Source organism: Stenotrophomonas sp. TWI602, from assembly GCF_039674045.1.
GTDB lineage: Bacteria > Pseudomonadota > Gammaproteobacteria > Xanthomonadales > Xanthomonadaceae > Stenotrophomonas.
The window spans coordinates 164,872-182,144 of the sequence record NZ_JBDJMT010000006.1; the positions used below are offsets into that span (position 1 = coordinate 164,872).

A 17,273-nucleotide genomic window follows, 5' to 3' on the forward strand; every position below is an offset into this window, starting at 1 on the left:
GACAAACGGTCGGCACCTGCCGGCCTAGTACAGATCCATCGGATCCACATCCAGCGACCAGCGCACCCTGCGTGCCTGCGGCAGCGCGGAGATCTGCGGCGTCACCTGGTCCAGCACGCCATGCAGTGGGCGTCGCGCGGGTGAGGACAGCAGCAGCTGGGTGCGCTGGTAGCCGGCGCGGCGGGGCATCGGTGCCGGCATCGGGCCGTAGCGTTCCACCGCGGCATCGTCGGGAATCAACGCGCGCACCGCACTGAGCATCGCGTTGGCATGCTCCACCTGCTGCGCTTCGGCACGCAGCAGCGCCAGGTGCGCGAACGGCGGGAAACCGGCCGCCTCGCGCTGCTGAAGCTCCGCATCGGCAAAGGCGTGGTAGCCGCCGTTGACCAGCGTCTCCAGCAGGGGATGCCCCGGGTGGTGGGTCTGCAGCCAGACCTCGCCGGCATCCACCGCACGCCCGGCGCGGCCGGCGACCTGGATCAGCTGCTGGGCGAGCTTTTCACTGGCGCGGAAGTCGGCCGAGAACAGACCTTCATCGATGCCGACCACTACCACCAGGGTCAGCTTCGGCAGGTCGTGACCCTTGGCCAGGATCTGCGTGCCGACCAGAATCCCCGCGCGATCGCCCAGCAAGGCCAGCTGGGTTTCCAGCGCATCGCGCTTGCCGGTGGTGCCGCGGTCGATGCGGATCACCGGGAACTCCGGGAAGGCCTCGACCAGATGTTCTTCCAGCCGTTCGGTACCGATGCCCTGCGGCTGCAGCGCCAGGCTGCCGCAGTCCGGGCACGCCAGCGGCGCGGACTGGCGCGCACCACAATGGTGGCATTGCAGGCGCCGGCCACCGGCATGCACGGTCATCGGCGCATCGCAGCGCTGGCACGGCGCGGTCCAGCCACAGTCATGGCAGAGCAGCACGGGCGCATAACCGCGGCGGTTCTTGAACACCAGCACCTGGTGCCCGGCCTGCAGATGCTGGGTGATGCCGGCCAGTACTTCCGGCGAGAGCCCATCGCGCAACGGTCGTTTGCGCACATCGAGCACGCGCACCACCGGCGGGCGCGCGGCGCCGGCGCGCTGCTTCAGGCGCAGGTGGGTGTAACGGCCGGCATGCGCGTTGTGCAGCGATTCCAGCGACGGCGTGGCGCTGCCGAGCACGACGGCGACGTCCAGTGCCTTGGCGCGTACCAGCGCGAAATCGCGCGCGTGATAGCGGATGCCGTCCTGCTGTTTGTAACTGCCGTCGTGCTCTTCGTCGATCACGATCAGGCCCGCATGCGGCAGTGGCGTGAACACCGCCGAGCGCGTGCCGACGATGACCTGTGCTTCGCCCCGCGCGGCGGCGGCCCACACGCGGGCGCGCTCGTTGTCGTTCAAGCCCGAGTGCAGCACATGCACCGGAATGCCCAGGCGGTTGCGGAAGCGCGACAGCGTCTGCGGGGTCAGCCCGATCTCCGGCACCAGCACCAGCGCCTGCTTGCCGCGTGCGAGGCAGGCGACGATCGCCTGCAGGTAGACCTCGGTCTTGCCGCTGCCGGTCACGCCATCGAGCAGGAAGGCACCAAAACCGTCGGCGGCGGTGATCGCGGCGATCGCCTCGGCCTGTTCGGCGTTGGGCGCGGGGCCGCTTGCCGGCGAGGCGATGGCCGGTGAATGCGCCAGCGCGATCCGTTCGACCAGCTCGCGCTTGGCCAGCGACCGGGCCGCGCTGCGCCAGTCGTCCATCAAGGTATCCAGGCGGTCTTCGCTCACCACGCCCTCGGCCAGGCACTCGGCCAGACGTTGCGGGCGGGTACCGCTGCGCAGCTTGGGCTGCGGGTCGCGGCCGGCCGCCGTCAGCTGCCAGCCCCACTGATGGGTGTCCGGCACGGCCTCACCCCGCCGCAGCGGACCGGGCAGGGCCGTGCTGATCACCTCGCCCAGCGGGGCATGGGTGTAGCGCGCCAGCCACTGCAGCGAGCGCCACAGCTCACCGGTCACCAGCGGCGTGGTGTCGATCCACTCGATCGCGGCACGCAGGCTGCCCGGGTCCTCGACCTGGCCGATCCCGGCCACCACGCCGATCAGCTCCCGCGAGCCGAACGGCACCCGGACCCGCTGCCCGGTCATCCCCGGGTCCGGGGCTGGCCCGGGCGGCGGGGCATAGTCGAACAAGTGCGGCAGCGGCACCGGCAGGGCGACGCGCAGGGTCGAAGACGAGGAGGTCATCGGGTCAGTGTAGCGGGCAGGGGCGGAGCGGATCACGCCCATTCACCGTCTCAACCGGGTGCGCGCCCAATCATAAATCCCACCTAAATATCCGACTTGATTGGAGATTCAGGCTTATCCACATCTTCTGTGGATAAGTCTGTGTGCCACTGCGTATGTGACCGCCTTGCGTCAGGAACTTCCGACGTTCTGCTCAGGTTGGTCAAAAAATAGCCAAGCAACAATAGGCAATAAAAACAACAACATAGCTGTGAAACAAAGTTGAAACAGACTTGACGTGGGGCTCACGTGTGGTTCTACCCCGGTTTTGCGTGGTGCTGTGCACAACCTTTTGCGCCGGAAGGCTTTGCGGAGCGTGGCCGCTCACAGGAAATGAACATCCGCGCGCCGCTGGAGTGACGCAATCGCTATCATTTCCACACAATGATGGAGTTGCTATGACGGCTGCGCCCGCCCCCGTTTCTTCTACCGCAGCCGGCGCGCTGTCGGCGTTTCTCCGTGGCGTTGAACGCCGCGCCTTGGTCGTGGCCGAGCTGCAGTGCGGCGACCCGACCGTCGCCGAACAGGCGCTGGTCGCCGTCATGCGCGCCTTCGCCGGCATCGCCAGCGATCTGCCCATGGCCCAGTGGCCGGAGCGGTTCTGGTCGCTGCTGGTGCACCGCGCGCCGTTGCGCGAGCCGGCCGCAGGCCGTTGGCCTGCCCCCTTGGAGCACCTGGCCGGGCTGACCCCGCCGGCGCGGTTGGCCTTTGTGCTGCGGATCGGTGGCGGGCTGGATGAAGCCGCGGCCGCGCGGATCCTGGATCTGCCGATGGCCGACTACCAGCACGCACTGGCCGATGCCTGCCCGCGCGATGCCCATGGCAACCCGGATGCCGCCGGCTGGCGCGCGCTGGCCGAGCAGGTCCAGCTGCGTATCCGCGATCTGCCCGCCAGCCGGCTGCAGCGCCTGCAGCAACCGGTGGCGGCCCCGGCCAGCCAGCAACCCGATACCGCCTCCTGGCGCACGCCGGTCAAGTCCGATGCCCCCACCCAGCGCCGTCCGCTCAAGCGCCAGCGCGGCCGTCGTTTCCCGTGGAAGGGCGTGCTGATCGTGGCCGTCACTGCCGGCGTGCTGCTCGGCGGCGCGGCGTGGTGGAAACACGCCCGTCAGGGTGGCGAGCCCATGGCCGATACCCCCGAAGGTGCCGTCGCCGATGCCGGCCCGGTCACGGTCGAAGCGTTGCCGGCGGCCGACCTGCCGACCGTGGCGCCGACCGCCTCGCCCTACGCGGCCACGGACGCGGCGATGCTGGCCGATCCGGATCTGCCGACCGCCCGCGATGCCGATCTGTACGCATGGTTTGCTGCGGGTGGCCCCGTGCCCGTGGATGAATCCCAGGCCCAGCCGAGCCGCCCCGAACCCGCTACCGCCGGCCTGGAGACGGCTGCCGCCGATGAGTAAGCCTGTCTTCCTGCTGATCGCCCTCGGGCTTTCCAGTGCGGCCATCGCCGCCCCCAACCGGGTGGAGGTGCCGCTCGCGGTGCCGGCGCCGGCCAGTGCCACTGCACCGGCGATCCCGACCACCCCCGCAGCGCTGGATCCGGCCCAGCTGCGCGAGCTGCGCAGCCGCTATGCCGCCTGGCAGGCCATGACCGAAAGCGAGCGTGCCCGTGTCCGCGCCGCGGCGGCGCGCGTGGCGGCGCTGCCGCCGGCCCAGCAGCAGGCGCTTCGCCAGCGCTTCGCCGAACAGGACCAGCGCTTCCGCGACGGCTGGCTGCTTGGCCCACAGCTCGGGCATGAGTTCACCAAGCTGCAGGGCCTGTTCGGGTATCTGCCGGCCGAGCAGCGCCCCACCGCGCTGGCGGTGCTGCGCCAGCTCACGCCCTCCCAGCTCACCCAGCTGACCCTGGTCGCCCAGCGCACTCCACCGCAGGACCGCGACCGCGTGCGCGCCGAATTCCTTGGCGTGGCGCCGGCCGCACGGGACAGCTGGCTGCGCGAGAACGTGGGCCACTGACGGCTTCGGCCCGTTTACCTGAAAGCGCGGCTTTTCCCCGGCCGCGCGCGTAAGATGGCGGGCCGCAACCCGGTGCCTGTGCCCTCCGCGCGCGACCGTAGTTGCCGTCTGTGACTCCCATGTCTACCGCTTCCTCCACGCCGCGCCTCTCCCGGGAAGTGCGCGCCACCGGTCTGCTCGCGCTGCCGCTGGTTCTGGGCCATGTCTCCACCGGCCTGATCTCTTTCGTCGACAACGTGATCGCCGGTCACCACGGCACCCACACCCTCGCGGCCGTCACCATCGGCACGGCGCTGCTGTGGCTGCCGATGCTGATCCCGATCGGCACCCTGATCTCGCTGACCGCCTCGGTGTCGCAGCTGCACGGTGCGGGCCGCGAGCGCGAGATCGGTCCGCTGTTCCGCCAGGCGCTGTGGCTGGCGCTGGGGCTGGGGCTGATCATGTTCACTTTCCTCACGGTGGTGCCGCCGCTGCTGCCGGCGTTCGGCATCGCGCCGGATATCGTGCCCGGCGCGACCGCGTTCCTGCATGCGGTGCGCTGGGGCGGCCCAGCGCTGACGCTGTACTTCTGCATGCGCTACCTCAGCGAAGGGATGCACTGGACGCTGCCGACCATGCTGCTCGGCTTTGGTGGCCTGTTGGTGCTGGCGCCGCTGGGCTACGTGCTCTGCTACGGCAAGCTCGGCTTCCCCGAGCTGGGCGCCGAAGGCCTGGGCATGGCCTCGGCGATCATGATGTGGCTGCAGGCGCTGTGCTTTGCCGGTTACCTGTGGAAGACCAAGCGCTTCGCCCACCTGCAGTTGTTCTCGCACTTCGACGCGCCGCGCTGGAGCGCGATCTGGGAGCTGCTGCGCACCGGCCTGCCGATCGGCATCACCGTGCTGATGGAAGGCGGCCTGTTCATCGTCACCGCGCTGCTGATCGGCCGCCTCGGCGCCACCGAAGCGGCCTCGCACCAGATCGCGATCAATGTGGCGCAGCTGTGCTTCATGATCCCGATGGGCGTGGCCGAAGCCACCACGGTGCGGGTCGGCCATGCGGTCGGCAGCGGCAACGGGCTGGGTGTGCGCCGCGCGGCGATCGCCGGGCTGCTGATCATCCTGGGCACCCAGACGCTGTCGGCGCTGGTGCTGCTGCTTGGCCATGACGCCATCGTCGGCGTCTACACGAACGATCTGGGCGTGGCTGCACTGGCCTCGACCCTGCTGCTGTATGCAGCCGCGTTCCAGTTCCCGGATGGCATCCAGGTGCTTTCGGCCGGTGCGTTGCGCGGCCTGAAGGACACCCGCGTGCCGATGTTCATCGCCATGTTCTCGTACTGGGGCCTGGGCATGCCGCTCGGCGCCGGGCTGGGACTGGGCTTGGGCATGGGCCCGCAGGGCATGTGGCTGGGCCTGATCCTGGGCCTGACCGCCGCCGCGATCCTCATGGCCTGGCGCCTGCGCGTGAGCAGCGCCCGTGCCGGCCTCCCATCGACCCCCTGACTTGTGTCCGATGCCGGCGCGCCCGGCAACGGCTATTCTGGCACCACGGCAAGAAGCCACTCTGGAGTTACCCCCATGAACCAACCCGCGCGTCGCAATCCCGTCGCCAGCTTCTTCATCGGGCTGTGGGATGTGATGAACTTTACCCGCCGGCTCATCCTCAACCTGGTGTTCTTCGGCCTGCTGTTCCTGATCCTGATCCTGTTCATCGTCGCGATGGGCAAGAGCGCGACCTCGAAGGCGTCGCTGCAGGACCGCACCACGCTGGTCATCGCGCCGGAAGGTCGGCTGGTCGAGCAGTTCAGCGCCGATCCGGTCAGCCGCGCGCTGGGCAAGGCCGTCGGTGACAAGGGCGCCGAAGAAATCCAGCTGCGTGATCTGATCCGCGCGCTGGAGGCGGCCAAGACCGACAAGAAGATCGAGCGTGTGGTGCTGGAGCTGGACAAGCTGCAGCCGAGCGGCTTCGCCTCGATGCGCGAAGTGACCGTAGCGCTGCAGGAACTGCGTGCCGCCGGCAAGCAGGTCGTGGCTTTCAGCGAGAACATGAGCCAGTCGCAGTACCTGCTGGCCTCGCAGGCCGATGAGGTCTACCTGGACCCGATGGGCGGCGTGGTGCTCGAGGGCCTGGGCCGCTATCGCCAGTACTTCCGCACCGGCCTGCAGGACAAGCTGGGCGTGGACGTGCACCTGTTCAAGGTGGGTGAGTACAAGTCGGCCGCCGAGCCGTACGTGCTGGACGCCGCATCGCCGCAGGCCAAGGAAGCCGACCTGTTCTGGATGAACGATGTGTGGCAGCGCTACCTGGCTGACATCGCCAAGGCACGCAAGCTCGACCCGGCCCAGCTGGCCGCCGGCATCGATACCATGCCCGAAGGTATCGCCGCCGCCGGTGGCGACCTGGCCAAGTTCGCCCTGCAGCAGAAGCTGGTGGACGGCCTGAAGACGCGCGAGGAAGTGGACACCCTGCTCACCGAGCGCGGCATCGCCGACGACGACGCGGACGGTGGCTACCGCAACGTCAATCTGGATGCCTACCTGAGCGTGCTCGATGGCCGCCGTTCGCCGGTGGATTCGCGTCCGCAGGTGGCGGTGATCGTGGCGTCCGGTGAAATCTCCGGTGGCGATCTGCCGGCCGGCCGCATCGGTGGCGAGTCGACCTCGGCCCTGCTGCGCGAAGCGCGCGACGACAAGGACGTGAAGGCCGTGGTGCTGCGCGTGAGCTCGCCGGGCGGTGAAGTGTTCGCCTCCGAGCAGATCCGCCGTGAAGTGGTCGCGCTGAAGGAAGCCGGCAAGCCGGTGGTGGTCTCGATGGGCGATCTGGCCGCCTCGGGCGGTTACTGGATCAGCATGAATGCCGATCGCATCTACGCTGACCCCTCCACGATCACCGGTTCGATCGGCATCTTCGGGATGATCCCGAACGTGGCCCGCTCGCTGGACAAGATCGGCGTGCATACCGATGGCGTGGGCACCACCCGCTTCGCCGGTGCGTTCGACATCACCCGCCCGATGGACCCGGCCGTGGGCCAGGTCATCCAGTCGGTGATCAACAAGGGCTACGCCGATTTCACCGGCAAGGTCGCCGCCGCGCGCAACAAGCCGGTGGAAGCGGTTGATGAAGTCGCCCGCGGTCGTGTGTGGAGCGGTGCGCAGGCCAAGGAACGTGGCCTGGTCGATGACTTCGGTGGCCTGAAGGCCGCGGTGGCGGATGCCGCCAGCCGCGCCAAGCTTGGTGAGGCCGGCAAGTTCCGCGTGCGTTACATCGAGAAGGCGGCCACGCCGTTCGCGCAGTTCCTCAGCGGCTTCGCCGGCAGCCATGCCGGTGCCTGGATGCTGGGCGAGTCGGGCATGGCCCGTCTGATGCTGGCCCGTTCAATGCCGGAGCTGGACACCCAGCTGCGCTTCGTCGAGGACGCCGCACGCGACCCGCGCAACAACGCCGCGCCGGTCAAGACGCTGGTGTACTGCTTCTGCGGTCTGTAAGCGGCCTCAGCGGTACTGTGTGACACCCGAACGCCCGGCCTGTGCCGGGCGTTCTGCCATCCGGCCGATGGGTGTCAGGGGCTGGGCGGTGGCGTGTCACCGCTGGCGCGGTCGGCTTCGGCGGCGCGGGCATCGGCGGACTGCTGCAGGGTGTCACTGACCGCCTTGGCGCGGTCGATCGGTGCCTGGATCGCATCGCGCAGTTCAGTGGCCTGCGGTTCCGGTGGTGTGTCCGGTGCCGGCGGCACTGGCCGGTTGCAGGCGCTCAGCGCGATCATCGCGAGCAGCGGCAGGGCAATACGGATCGTCATGGCAACCTCCCTCGGTGAGCCGGTAGCGGAGCATCAGTGTCCCACCGCTTCGCGCCTTGCGCGTGATGGCGTCCGGTAGGCCGGCCATCGCGCGTTATCCTATCCAGGCCGCACCGTGGGTGCTGCATCCCATGGATCACCGCAGGAGAAGCACGTGAGCGCGCAACGTTGGCGACTGGATGGACAGACCGCATTGATCACCGGCGCGAGTGCCGGCATCGGCTTGGCGATCGCGCGCGAACTGCTGGGCTTCGGTGCGGACCTGCTGATCGTCGGCCGCGATGCGGATGCGCTGGAGATGGCCCGCGATGAACTGGCTGATGCCTACCCGGATCGTGAGATCCACGGGCTGGCTGCCGACGTCTCCGATGACGAGGACCGCCGCGAAATCCTGGACTGGGTGGAGGACCACAGCGATGGGCTGCACATCCTGGTCAACAACGCCGGTGGCAACATCAGCAAGCCGGCCACCGAATACACCGAAGACGAGTGGCGCGGGATCTTCGAGACCAACCTGTTTTCGGCGTTCGAGCTGTCGCGCTACGCGCACCCGCTGCTGGCGCGGCACGCGGCCTCGGCGATCGTCAACGTCGGCAGCGTGTCCGGCCTGACCCACGTGCGCAGCGGCGCGGTGTACGGCATGACCAAGGCCGCGATGCACCAGATGACCCGCAATCTGGCCGTGGAGTGGGCAGAGGACGGCATCCGCGTCAACGCCGTGGCGCCGTGGTACATCCGCACCCGGCGGACCTCCGGGCCGTTGTCCGATCCGGACTACTACGAGCAGGTGATCGACCGCACGCCGATGCGCCGTATCGGCGAGCCGGAAGAGGTGGCGGCGGCGGTCGGTTTCCTGTGCCTGCCAGCCTCCAGCTATGTCACCGGCGAGTGCATCGCGGTGGACGGTGGGTTCCTGCGCTACGGGTTCTGAGCCGGCCAGCGGCCGGCACTGCCGGTCACAGGGTGCGCGGCAGAACGCGGTCATGACGCACGGTGAATCCAGTCACGACGCGGGGTTAAACCCGGTCATGGCACGGGGCAATCGCTCTCGGCCAACACGGCTTCCAGCCGCGTGCGTTCGGCGGTCGCCGCGGCCTGGTTCTCCGGCGCAGCGAAGCGCTCGCGCCCGCGCGCATCGCGCAAGCGCTGCTGCCAGCTGCTGCAGCGCTGTTGCTCCGCTACCGGCTCGCAGGCATCGCGCACCACTTCGCAGCTGGCTGCATTGCTCGGCGCATGGCTGCCCCCCAGGCCGGTAAGGGCCAGCGATTCGCAGCGTGACGGGGCCGGCTCGCGCTCATGCAGGTAGCGGCCGCCATCGGCAGAAACGCACTGGTAGATCTCCGGCAGCGGCGGTTTGGGTGGGCGGGCGTCGTCGGGCTCCTCTGCCGCGGCTGCCGGGCGCAGCGCTGCGCTGTCGAGCAGGCCGCTGTCTTCGTCGCCGTCCTGCGGCAACGGTGGCATGCGGTAGTCAGGGGTGGGCGCAGCCGGCGCATTCTCCACGGCTGCCGGGCCACGCACCGGCGCGCTGATCCGCTGGATGCGCTGGTCGCTGCCAGCGGGGCAGGCGACGCTCTGGATGGTCAACTGGCCGCCCGCATCGGTGCAGCGGAAGAACACCGCCTCGTCCGCCGCAGCGGGCAGGCTCACAAGCAACAGAAGCAGCAGGCAGCGTGTCATGCCCCGCCGCAGTCCTGGTCCAGGCGCGCATCGATCCCGCGCTGCTCGCGGGTCAGCGCGTCGCGTTCGCTCTGCAGCGCACTGTTGTAGCGGCGGATCAGCGCCCAGCGCCGGTCTTTCAGCCGCGAGCAGACTTCCTGTGCGGGCAGCGCATGACATTCGTCGCGCACCAGCACGTTGCCGGCCGGTACCACCACGCTGTTGCCCCACCCCGGATGCGGATACCCACCGCCTTGCCAGTGCGAGCTGCCGCCGCCGATGCTGATGCTGCCGCCCACCCGCGAGCCGGTGCCGGTCACCGAGACCGCACCGCCACTGCTGCTCACCGAACCGCTGCCCATCGGTGCGATCGGTGGCAGCGGGCGCGACGGCCGATAGCCACCCGACGGCGGCCTCGGGCCAGGTGGATACGGCAGATAGGCCTCGGTCCAGATCGGCACCCAGCGTGGATTGCCCTCGTTGCTGTCGCTGACGTAGCTGTCGCCCTCGCTGGTGGTGCACTCGTACATCGGCTGCAGCGGCTGCACGTGCACGTAGCGCACCTCGCGCTCGGGTGCGCGCGGGGCAGGCATCGGGTCGGGCGCGCGGTCGCTGCGCACTACCTGCGGAGCCGGGTCACGTGGGCGCTGCAGGTCGCGGACTTCCTGCCGGCCCTCGCGGCATGGCGCGTCCTGCAGCGAGACGGCGCCGTTGCTGCCCACGCAGCGGTAGACGCGCACGTTGTCGCTCTGCGCGGCGGCGGGCACGGCAGGACTCAGCAACGTGAGCAGGGACAACCACAGAGCAGGGCGCAGGGTCATGCGGCCAGTGTGCGGCTTTGCCCGCCCGCGCGCAAAAGGCGGCTCAGCTGCGCAATACCTGGCCGCTGAGCGCATCGCGGATCGGCGTGGGCTGCGCCAGGCCACCGGTCTGGCCATCGATCAGGCCATCGAGCAACGCCAGCAGGCGCGGGTCCAGTTCGGCGCGTGTGCGTGCTGGCGGCTCGCCGGCGAGGTTGGCACTGGTGGAGACCAGTGGGCCGCCCCAGGCGCGGCACAGCGCGGCGACCAGGGGGTGCGCGCTGATGCGCACCGCGATGCCGCTGTGTTCGCCGGTGATCCAGCGCGGCGCACGTTCGCCAGCGGGCAGGATCCAGGTGTTGGCACCGGGCCAGCTGGCCAGGACCGCGCCTTGGCGATCCAGCGGCAGGGCATCCATCCGCACCCAGCCATCCAGTTGGGCCGGATCGGCGGCGACCAGGATCATCCCCTTCTCGACCGGGCGCTGCTTGAGCTGCAGCAGCTTCATCACCGCCGCTTCGTGCGCGGGATCGCAGCCCAGCCCCCAGACCGCTTCGGTGGGATAGGCGATCACCCTGCCGGCGCGCAGCGCACGCAGGGCAGTGTCCACAGTGAGTTCGTTCATGACAGGCGACCCGGGTGCATGGCCCGCATTATCCTCCCGCCGTGGCGGGAGGGGTCAACCAGGGCGGTCAGGAGGCCTTTTTGACGGCCTTCTTCACGGCTTTCTTGGCCACCTTCTTGGTGGACTTCTTCGCCGTGGCCTTCTTGGCAACCTTCTTCACCGCAGCCTTCTTGGTGGCGGTCTTCTTGGTCGCTTCGCCAGCGGCGGCTTTCTTGGCCGGTGCCTTCTTGGCCACCACCTTCTTGGCGGCCTTCTTGCCGAAGCCCTTGCGCACCGGCTTGCCGGTTTCTTCCATCAGCGTCTGCACTTCGGCCAGGGTCAGCGAGGCGGGCTCGCGATCCTTCGGGATCTTGCCGTTCATCTTGCCATCGCTGATGTACGGGCCGAAGCGACCATTGAGGACCTGGATCTCGCTGCCCTCGAACTCCTTGATGATCCGGTTGCGCGCGATCTCTTCCTTCTCTTCGATCAGGAACACGGCGCGGGCCAGGTCGATGGTATAGGGGTCGTCTTCCTTCTTCAGCGAGGCATAGGTGCTGCCACGCTTGGCGAACGGACCGAACCGGCCGATGCCGACGCTGACGTCCTCGTCCTTGTCCTGGCCGAGCGCACGCGGCATCAGGAAAAGCTCCAGCGCGTCTTCCAGGGAGATGGTGTGCATCGACTGGCCGGGGCGCAGCGAGGCGAACTTGGGCTTGTCCTCGGCGTCCTCGGCGGTGCTGCCGATCGCCGCGTACGGCCCGAAGCGCCCCAGGCGCACGCTGACCGGCTTGCCGGTCTTGGGGTCGGTGCCGAGCTCGCGCGCGCCACTGGCCTCGGCGCGATCGACCGATTCGTTCTTTTCGCCGACCAGCTTGTGGAACGGTTCCCAGAACCGCGCCATCAGCGGGATCCAGTCTTCCTCGCCACGCGACACGGCATCGAGCTCGTCTTCGAGCTTGGCGGTGAAGTCGTAATCCACGTACTGGGTGAAGTGGCTGGACAGGAACTTGGAGACCGCGCGGCCGACGTCGGACGGGCGGAAGCTGCGGCCCTCCATCTCCACGTACTTGCGGAACAGCAGGGTCTGGATGATCGAGGCATAGGTCGAGGGGCGGCCGATGCCGTACTCCTCGAGCGCCTTGACCAGCGCCGCTTCGGTGAAGCGCGGCGGCGGCTGGGTGAAGTGCTGTTCGGCCAGGATGCGATCGAGCGGCACGCGGTCGCCGGGCTTCATCGCCGGCAGCTTGCGGCCTTCATCGTCGTCGTCGGCACTCTTGTTGTCCTTGCCTTCCTCGTACACGGCCAGGAAGCCGGGCACGACCACGGTGGTGCCGCTGGCGCGGAACACATGCTCGCTGCCGGCCGACAGGTCCACGCTGACGGTGTTGAGCGTGGCCGGGATCATCTGGCAGGCGACGGCGCGCTTCCAGATCAGCTCGTACAGCTTGCGCTCGTCATCGGTGAGGAAGCGCGCCACCTGGGCCGGGGTGCGCAGCGCCGAGGTCGGACGCACGGCTTCGTGCGCTTCCTGGGCGTTCTTGGATTTGGTCTGGTAGGTGTTGGGCTGGTCCGGCAGCGAGCCGATGCCGTAATCGCGTGCGATCACATCGCGGATTTCGGCCAGCGCGTCCTGCGAGAGGTTCACCGAGTCGGTACGCATGTACGAGATCAGGCCGACGGTGCCTTCTTCCTCACCGATCGCCATGCCTTCATACAGCTTCTGCGCGACCTGCATGGTCTTGCGCGTGGTGAAACCGAGCTTGCGCGAGGCTTCCTGCTGCAGCGTGGAGGTGGTGAACGGCGGCGCCGGGCGGCGCTTGCGCTCCTTGCTGACCACGTCGGTGACGTGCAGGGCGCCCTGGGCGGCCTGCTGGATGCGCAGGCGCGCGGCCTCGGCGGTATCGCCGTCGGTCACGGTGAACTGTTCGAACTTCTGCCCGTCCAGCTTGATCAGGCGCGCATTGAAGTGCTGCGAAGGATGCGCGCACAGCGCATCGATGCTCCAGTACTCGCGGGCGATGAAGGCTTCGATCTCTTCTTCGCGCTCGACGATCATGCGCAGTGCCGGGCTCTGCACACGGCCGGCGGACAGGCCGCGCTGCACCTTGCGCCACAGCACCGGGGACAGGTTGAAGCCGACCAGGTAATCCAGCGCGCGGCGCGCCTGCTGGGCATCGACCAGGTCACCGGCGATTTCGCGCGGGTGGCCCATCGCTTCCTTGATGGCGCGCGGGGTGATCTCAGTGAAGACCACGCGCTGCATCGGCTTGTCCTTGACCAGCCCGCGCTCCTTCAGGATCTCGGCGATGTGCCAGCTGATCGCTTCACCCTCGCGATCCGGATCGGTCGCCAGGAAGATGTCGTCGGCGCCCTTGGCGGCCTTGACGATGGCATCGACGTGCTTTTCGTTCTTCTCGATGAGGTCGTACCGCATCGCGAAGTTGTTGTCGGGGTCGACCGCGCCTTCCTTGGGCACCAGGTCACGCACATGCCCATACGAGGCCAGGACAGTGAAGTCCTTGCCGAGGTATTTGTTGATCGTCTTGGCCTTGGCGGGCGATTCGACGATGAGCAGGTGCTTGGGCATGGCGTCAGGATTCTATGGGCAGGGCCCCGGGGAGGGCCGCTAGGGTGGAGCAAATGGCCGCATTAGTGAAGCGGCGCGGGCGATATACATAAACCGAACGCCCGGGGGTGGGCCGGGCGTTCAGCTTTCTGCCTATTAGTGGAATCACGCCGGGCCCGCTCATGTCAAGCGGCCCGGTGTGAGGATGGCTCGGATCAGGACATCGAGGCGATCACGCCGATCATCGCGATCATCACGCCGAACAGGGCGACCACGGCCAGTGCGGCGATCACCAGGATCACGATGGTGACCGTGCCCAGGCCGCGCTGCTGCAGCTCGGGGTGCTCGGTGAAGGCCCACTTGTCCACCACCAGGGTGTCGCACATCATGTCGTGCAATGCCTGCTTGCGCTCGGTGAAGGCGGCCATGATGAAGCCGATCATCAGGATCAGGCTGCTGACGATGGTTGCCAGGTAGCGGCAGAAGGCCCGCAGGAAGCTGATCCGCTCGCCATTGCCGCGCACGACCTTGATGCCGACGGCCATCTTGCCCAGCGTGGCGCCACCGCGCGAGGCGTGGAAGCCGGCGTAGTAGCCGATGCTGATCACCATGCTGAGCAGCATCACCACCAGCGTCAGCGCGACCTGTACGCCTTCGTTGCCCGAGCCGGCGCCCATCACGTTGATGATCATGCTCAGCGGCAGGGTGACCACGGTGAGCAGGATGTAATCGATGAAGTAGGCGGCGTAGCGCTTCCAGAAACCGGCATAGACCACGTCCTGGCCATGGACCACGGCCGTGTTGGCGTAGCCGGTGGCCGCGGCAGGCGCGGTGTACGGCGAGTAGGTGCCGCCACCGGTGCCCGGCAGTGGCGCGGTGCCATTGTCGATGGCGGTGTAATCCCCGCGCAGGTCGATGCCGCTGCCGAGATTGCTGGCGGCCGCGGCGAGATGCTGCAGCTGCAGCTCATCGACGGCCTCGGACAGTGGCGCCCACTGCGCGAACCCTTCGCGCCACACCAGCGTGGCCAGGGTGATGTCACCGCGCTGGAAGCGCTGGCGCATCTCCTCTGCGCTCAGCGGCCCCTGACGTTCCTGGCCATCGGCGAAATACCACTCAGTCATTGCTTCAATCCCCTGTTGGGTGCATCCATGGACATGTGTCCGTTATCAGCCGCGGCATTCCAGCGGCAGGTAGGTATCGTCGGGCTCGCCGCTGCATTCCCACTGCCCGGCACCGTTGTAGTCCAGCCACAACAGCTTGCCGTCCAGCGCGGCATTGCCGGGCACGGTGAGCTCGGCTTCCACGCCGCAGTGGCCATTGTTGAAGCGGCCGATCCGCACGGCGTTGATCGCGCCGTCGGCGTAGGCTTCGGCCGGCTGGAAGCCCTCGTCATCGTTGACCGGGCAGCGGCCATGTGCGCTGTGGAACCCGGCCACCGCGAGCTTGACCGGGGCCAGCGTCACCAGTGCTTCACTGGTTTTGGCCCGCGCCACATAGTCCCGATAGGCGGGCAGCGCAAACGAGGCGAGGACCGCGCCGACGATCAGCACCAGCACCACGATCACGGCCGCAACGATGCCCACGATCGCGCACCCGCTCAATCCCTTGCGGGGTGGGGGAACGGCGGTGGGGTTGGCGGGGGACACGGGGGTGACGGGAACGCCGGGCGCGGCGGGCAGCGCCGGTGGCACGGCGGGGCCGGGAACCGGCTCTGCCACCACCTCGACGGCGGGGGCGATGTCCAGGCCGATCTCGGCCGCCACGGTTTCCAGCGGCTGCCACTGGGCCATGCCGTCGCGCCAGACCAGCGTATCCAGTGCGATGCGGCTGGAATGGTAGAGCGCGATCAACTCGTCAGCAGGCAGCGGACCGCGCTGCTGACTGTTTCCTTCTGCAAAGAACCACTGGTCCACCGGCCCGCTCCTGAATGCGCAAGGCGCTCAGTGTAAGGTCAGTGAAGCGGTTCCGGCTCGTCCACGAACATCTGGGTTTCCATCCAGGCGTACGCGGCCTCGGCCCCGGGCTGGTTGAACAGCACCATCAGCACGACCCACTTGAGGTCGTCCAGGTCCAGTTCGTCCTGGTCCAGCGCCATCGCACGGTCGAGCACCAGCTCACGCTGGCTGGCATCGAGGATGCCGTGCTGCTCCAGGAACATCAAAAAGCCACGGCCTTCCACGTCGAGCTTGTCCAGCTCGGGCCCATGGAAAATGCGCACCGGGCCATTGACGCGGCCCAGCACCACGGCCGGGCGCTGCTCGGCGAGCGCGTCCAGCCAGTCAAAGGCTTTGTTGATCTCGGTGGGGCTGAAGCCGGCCTGGATCAGGCCGTTCTGGAGGGAGTCGCGGTCGCGGATGAGGTCCGCGTCTTCGCTGAAATAGTGTTCGAACAGGTACAGCAGGACATCCAGAATGCTCTCTTTCATTGCCCCTCGGCCTGCGTCAACGACGCTGTGGAGGTGAAGAAACTAGGGTTTTCGACAGTAGCGACCATAGGCGGCCATTACCTTTCCATCCAGTTCCATGACCAGCAGCATGGCCGACAGCTGGGCCGCCGTCAATCCGCTGCGCTGGATCAATGAATCCATACCCGTTGGGTCATGATCCAGGGCTTTCCACAAGCACTGGTAGTCCGGGTCGGTGTAGGAAGGGGCGCGCTCGGGCGCCGGTCGTGCCTGTTCAGTGGGGGCGTCCAAGCGGGTTCGCAAGGCCCCGGCCAGGGTCTGGGCGAGCGCGGCCAACCCGGCGGTCACCTCGGCCGGCGCCTCCACCAGCGCTGCGCCCTGCCGGATCAGCCGATGGCAGCCGCGGGCGCGGGGATTGCGGATCGAGCCGGGCAGGGCGAACACCTCGCGGCCCGCCTCGGCCGCGCAGCGCGCGGTGATCAGGGCGCCGGAGCGCTCGGCGGCCTCGATCACCAGGGTGCCCAGGCTGAGCCCGGCGATGATCCGGTTGCGTGCGGGGAAGTGCGCCTGGGTTGCCGGCATGCCCGGGGCGTACTCGCTGACCACCGCGCCGGTGGCGGCAATCCGTTCATGCAGCGCGGCATGCCGGGGCGGATAGGTCTGGTCCAGGCCGGTGGCGACCACGGCCACGGTCATGCCCCCGGTCACCTGCAATGCGCCGTCATGGGCGTGGGCATCGACCCCGGCCGCCAGCCCGCTGATGACCGACCAGCCCTCGCCGGCCAGCGCGGTGGCGAAGGCATGCGCGTGCTCGCGGCCGCCGGCAGTAGGCGAGCGGCTGCCGACCACCGCCACCGCCGGGTGCCAGAGCCGCGCCGGGTCACCGTCCACGAACAACGCCACGGGCGGTTCCTCGATCTGGGTGAGCAGCGCCGGGTAGTCCGGATCGGTCACGCCGAGCAGGTGATGGTGCTCCTCGGCCAGCCATGCCAGGGCCTGTGCCAGGTAGCGTTCGTCCGGCAACGCGAGCCGGGCGCGTTGCGCTGGAGTACAGCCGGCGGCCCGCCAGGCGGTCGGGCCGGCCCGCAGGGCGGCCGCCGCATCGGAGAACTGGCGCAGCAGGCGCAGGCGAGGCGGCAGCGCGCCCCCGGCCAGGACCAGGGTGAGCAGGGCGGTGGAGGCGGCAAGGCAGGGAATGGGCATCCCGATACCCTGGCCCGGAAATGACGACGGCGCCCTAGGGCGCCGTCGGATCG

15 protein-coding genes are annotated in these 17,273 nt (G+C 68.5%); 5 read left to right on the top strand and 10 right to left on the bottom strand.

Annotated features, from left to right (window positions below; translation table 11 throughout):
* Positions 1-24: 24 nt before the first annotated feature.
* Positions 25-2,205 carry a primosomal protein N' gene (locus tag ABE483_RS08945; protein WP_313219491.1) on the bottom strand — a complete coding sequence of 727 codons (2,181 nt, stop codon included), beginning with the start codon at positions 2,203-2,205 and terminating at the stop codon, positions 25-27.
* A gap of 437 nt (positions 2,206-2,642) precedes the next feature.
* Here ABE483_RS08945 and ABE483_RS08950 point away from each other — a divergent pair, with 437 nt between their 5' ends.
* The 4 genes from ABE483_RS08950 to sppA all read left to right on the top strand — a co-directional run bounded on the left by ABE483_RS08950 (position 2,643) and on the right by sppA (position 7,670).
* On the top strand, positions 2,643-3,647 hold the full coding sequence (locus tag ABE483_RS08950; RefSeq protein WP_346481544.1) for a hypothetical protein: 1,005 nt from the start codon (positions 2,643-2,645) through the stop codon (positions 3,645-3,647).
* Positions 3,640-4,203, top strand: a complete 564-nt coding sequence (locus ABE483_RS08955; RefSeq protein ID WP_313209043.1) for a DUF3106 domain-containing protein — start codon at positions 3,640-3,642, stop codon at positions 4,201-4,203. Before ABE483_RS08950 ends, ABE483_RS08955 begins: the two co-directional genes overlap by 8 nt.
* Positions 4,204-4,322: 119 nt before the next feature.
* Positions 4,323-5,687: an MATE family efflux transporter gene (locus ABE483_RS08960; protein WP_313219492.1), complete on the top strand. Its 1,365-nt coding sequence runs from the start codon at positions 4,323-4,325 to the stop codon at positions 5,685-5,687.
* 75 nt (positions 5,688-5,762) lie between these two features.
* Complete coding sequence (sppA, locus tag ABE483_RS08965; protein ID WP_313219493.1) at positions 5,763-7,670, top strand: signal peptide peptidase SppA; 1,908 nt, start codon at positions 5,763-5,765, stop codon at positions 7,668-7,670.
* Between the two features lie 74 nt (positions 7,671-7,744).
* On the opposite strand, the gene ABE483_RS08970 is transcribed toward sppA, so the two are convergent.
* Entirely contained in the window at positions 7,745-7,981 is a 237-nt protein-coding gene (locus ABE483_RS08970; RefSeq protein WP_313219494.1) for a hypothetical protein, read from the bottom strand.
* A 154-nt stretch (positions 7,982-8,135) separates the two neighbouring features.
* Between ABE483_RS08970 and ABE483_RS08975 the strand changes: the two genes are divergently transcribed.
* Positions 8,136-8,912: an SDR family oxidoreductase gene (locus tag ABE483_RS08975; RefSeq protein WP_046274143.1), complete on the top strand. Its 777-nt coding sequence runs from the start codon at positions 8,136-8,138 to the stop codon at positions 8,910-8,912.
* Between the two features lie 95 nt (positions 8,913-9,007).
* Here ABE483_RS08975 and ABE483_RS08980 read toward each other — a convergent pair whose 3' ends face one another.
* The 8 genes from ABE483_RS08980 to dprA all read right to left on the bottom strand — a co-directional run bounded on the left by ABE483_RS08980 (position 9,008) and on the right by dprA (position 17,220).
* The gene (locus ABE483_RS08980) at positions 9,008-9,658 is read right to left on the bottom strand and encodes a DUF4124 domain-containing protein (RefSeq protein WP_346481545.1); all 651 of its coding nucleotides are present in this window, start codon (positions 9,656-9,658) and stop codon (positions 9,008-9,010) included.
* Positions 9,655-10,458, bottom strand: a complete 804-nt coding sequence (locus ABE483_RS08985; protein ID WP_346481546.1) for a DUF4124 domain-containing protein — start codon at positions 10,456-10,458, stop codon at positions 9,655-9,657. Before ABE483_RS08985 ends, ABE483_RS08980 begins: the two co-directional genes overlap by 4 nt.
* Before the next feature lie 43 nt (positions 10,459-10,501).
* Positions 10,502-11,062: a Sua5/YciO/YrdC/YwlC family protein gene (locus ABE483_RS08990; protein ID WP_346481547.1), complete on the bottom strand. Its 561-nt coding sequence runs from the start codon at positions 11,060-11,062 to the stop codon at positions 10,502-10,504.
* 67 nt (positions 11,063-11,129) lie between these two features.
* Entirely contained in the window at positions 11,130-13,631 is a 2,502-nt protein-coding gene (locus ABE483_RS08995; RefSeq protein ID WP_346481548.1) for a DNA topoisomerase I, read from the bottom strand.
* A gap of 194 nt (positions 13,632-13,825) precedes the next feature.
* The gene (locus ABE483_RS09000) at positions 13,826-14,734 is read right to left on the bottom strand and encodes an RDD family protein (RefSeq protein ID WP_313209051.1); all 909 of its coding nucleotides are present in this window, start codon (positions 14,732-14,734) and stop codon (positions 13,826-13,828) included.
* 45 nt (positions 14,735-14,779) lie between these two features.
* A complete protein-coding gene (locus ABE483_RS09005) occupies positions 14,780-15,526 on the bottom strand; it encodes a pilin (RefSeq protein WP_313219498.1) in 747 nt (248 codons plus the stop codon).
* Between the two features lie 38 nt (positions 15,527-15,564).
* Positions 15,565-16,038 (bottom strand): DUF494 family protein, encoded by a 474-nt coding sequence (locus ABE483_RS09010; RefSeq protein ID WP_088433666.1) that lies wholly within the window; start codon positions 16,036-16,038, stop codon positions 15,565-15,567.
* Between the two features lie 42 nt (positions 16,039-16,080).
* A complete protein-coding gene (gene dprA / locus ABE483_RS09015; RefSeq protein WP_346481549.1) occupies positions 16,081-17,220 on the bottom strand; it encodes a DNA-processing protein DprA in 1,140 nt (379 codons plus the stop codon).
* Between the last annotated feature and the right edge of the window lie 53 nt (positions 17,221-17,273).

Coding starts and splice junctions, on each gene's coding strand:
- ABE483_RS08960 (WP_313219492.1), top strand. CDS start 4,323: ATGTCTACCGCTTCCTCCACGCCGCGCCTCTCCCGGGAAGTGCGCGCC.
- ABE483_RS08950 (WP_346481544.1), top strand. CDS start 2,643: ATGACGGCTGCGCCCGCCCCCGTTTCTTCTACCGCAGCCGGCGCGCTG.
- ABE483_RS08990 (WP_346481547.1), bottom strand. CDS start 11,062: ATGAACGAACTCACTGTGGACACTGCCCTGCGTGCGCTGCGCGCCGGC.
- ABE483_RS08980 (WP_346481545.1), bottom strand. CDS start 9,658: ATGACACGCTGCCTGCTGCTTCTGTTGCTTGTGAGCCTGCCCGCTGCG.
- ABE483_RS08945 (WP_313219491.1), bottom strand. CDS start 2,205: ATGACCTCCTCGTCTTCGACCCTGCGCGTCGCCCTGCCGGTGCCGCTG.
- ABE483_RS08995 (WP_346481548.1), bottom strand. CDS start 13,631: ATGCCCAAGCACCTGCTCATCGTCGAATCGCCCGCCAAGGCCAAGACG.
- ABE483_RS08985 (WP_346481546.1), bottom strand. CDS start 10,458: ATGACCCTGCGCCCTGCTCTGTGGTTGTCCCTGCTCACGTTGCTGAGT.
- ABE483_RS08970 (WP_313219494.1), bottom strand. CDS start 7,981: ATGACGATCCGTATTGCCCTGCCGCTGCTCGCGATGATCGCGCTGAGC.
- dprA (WP_346481549.1), bottom strand. CDS start 17,220: ATGCCCATTCCCTGCCTTGCCGCCTCCACCGCCCTGCTCACCCTGGTC.
- sppA (WP_313219493.1), top strand. CDS start 5,763: ATGAACCAACCCGCGCGTCGCAATCCCGTCGCCAGCTTCTTCATCGGG.
- ABE483_RS08955 (WP_313209043.1), top strand. CDS start 3,640: ATGAGTAAGCCTGTCTTCCTGCTGATCGCCCTCGGGCTTTCCAGTGCG.
- ABE483_RS09010 (WP_088433666.1), bottom strand. CDS start 16,038: ATGAAAGAGAGCATTCTGGATGTCCTGCTGTACCTGTTCGAACACTAT.
- ABE483_RS09000 (WP_313209051.1), bottom strand. CDS start 14,734: ATGACTGAGTGGTATTTCGCCGATGGCCAGGAACGTCAGGGGCCGCTG.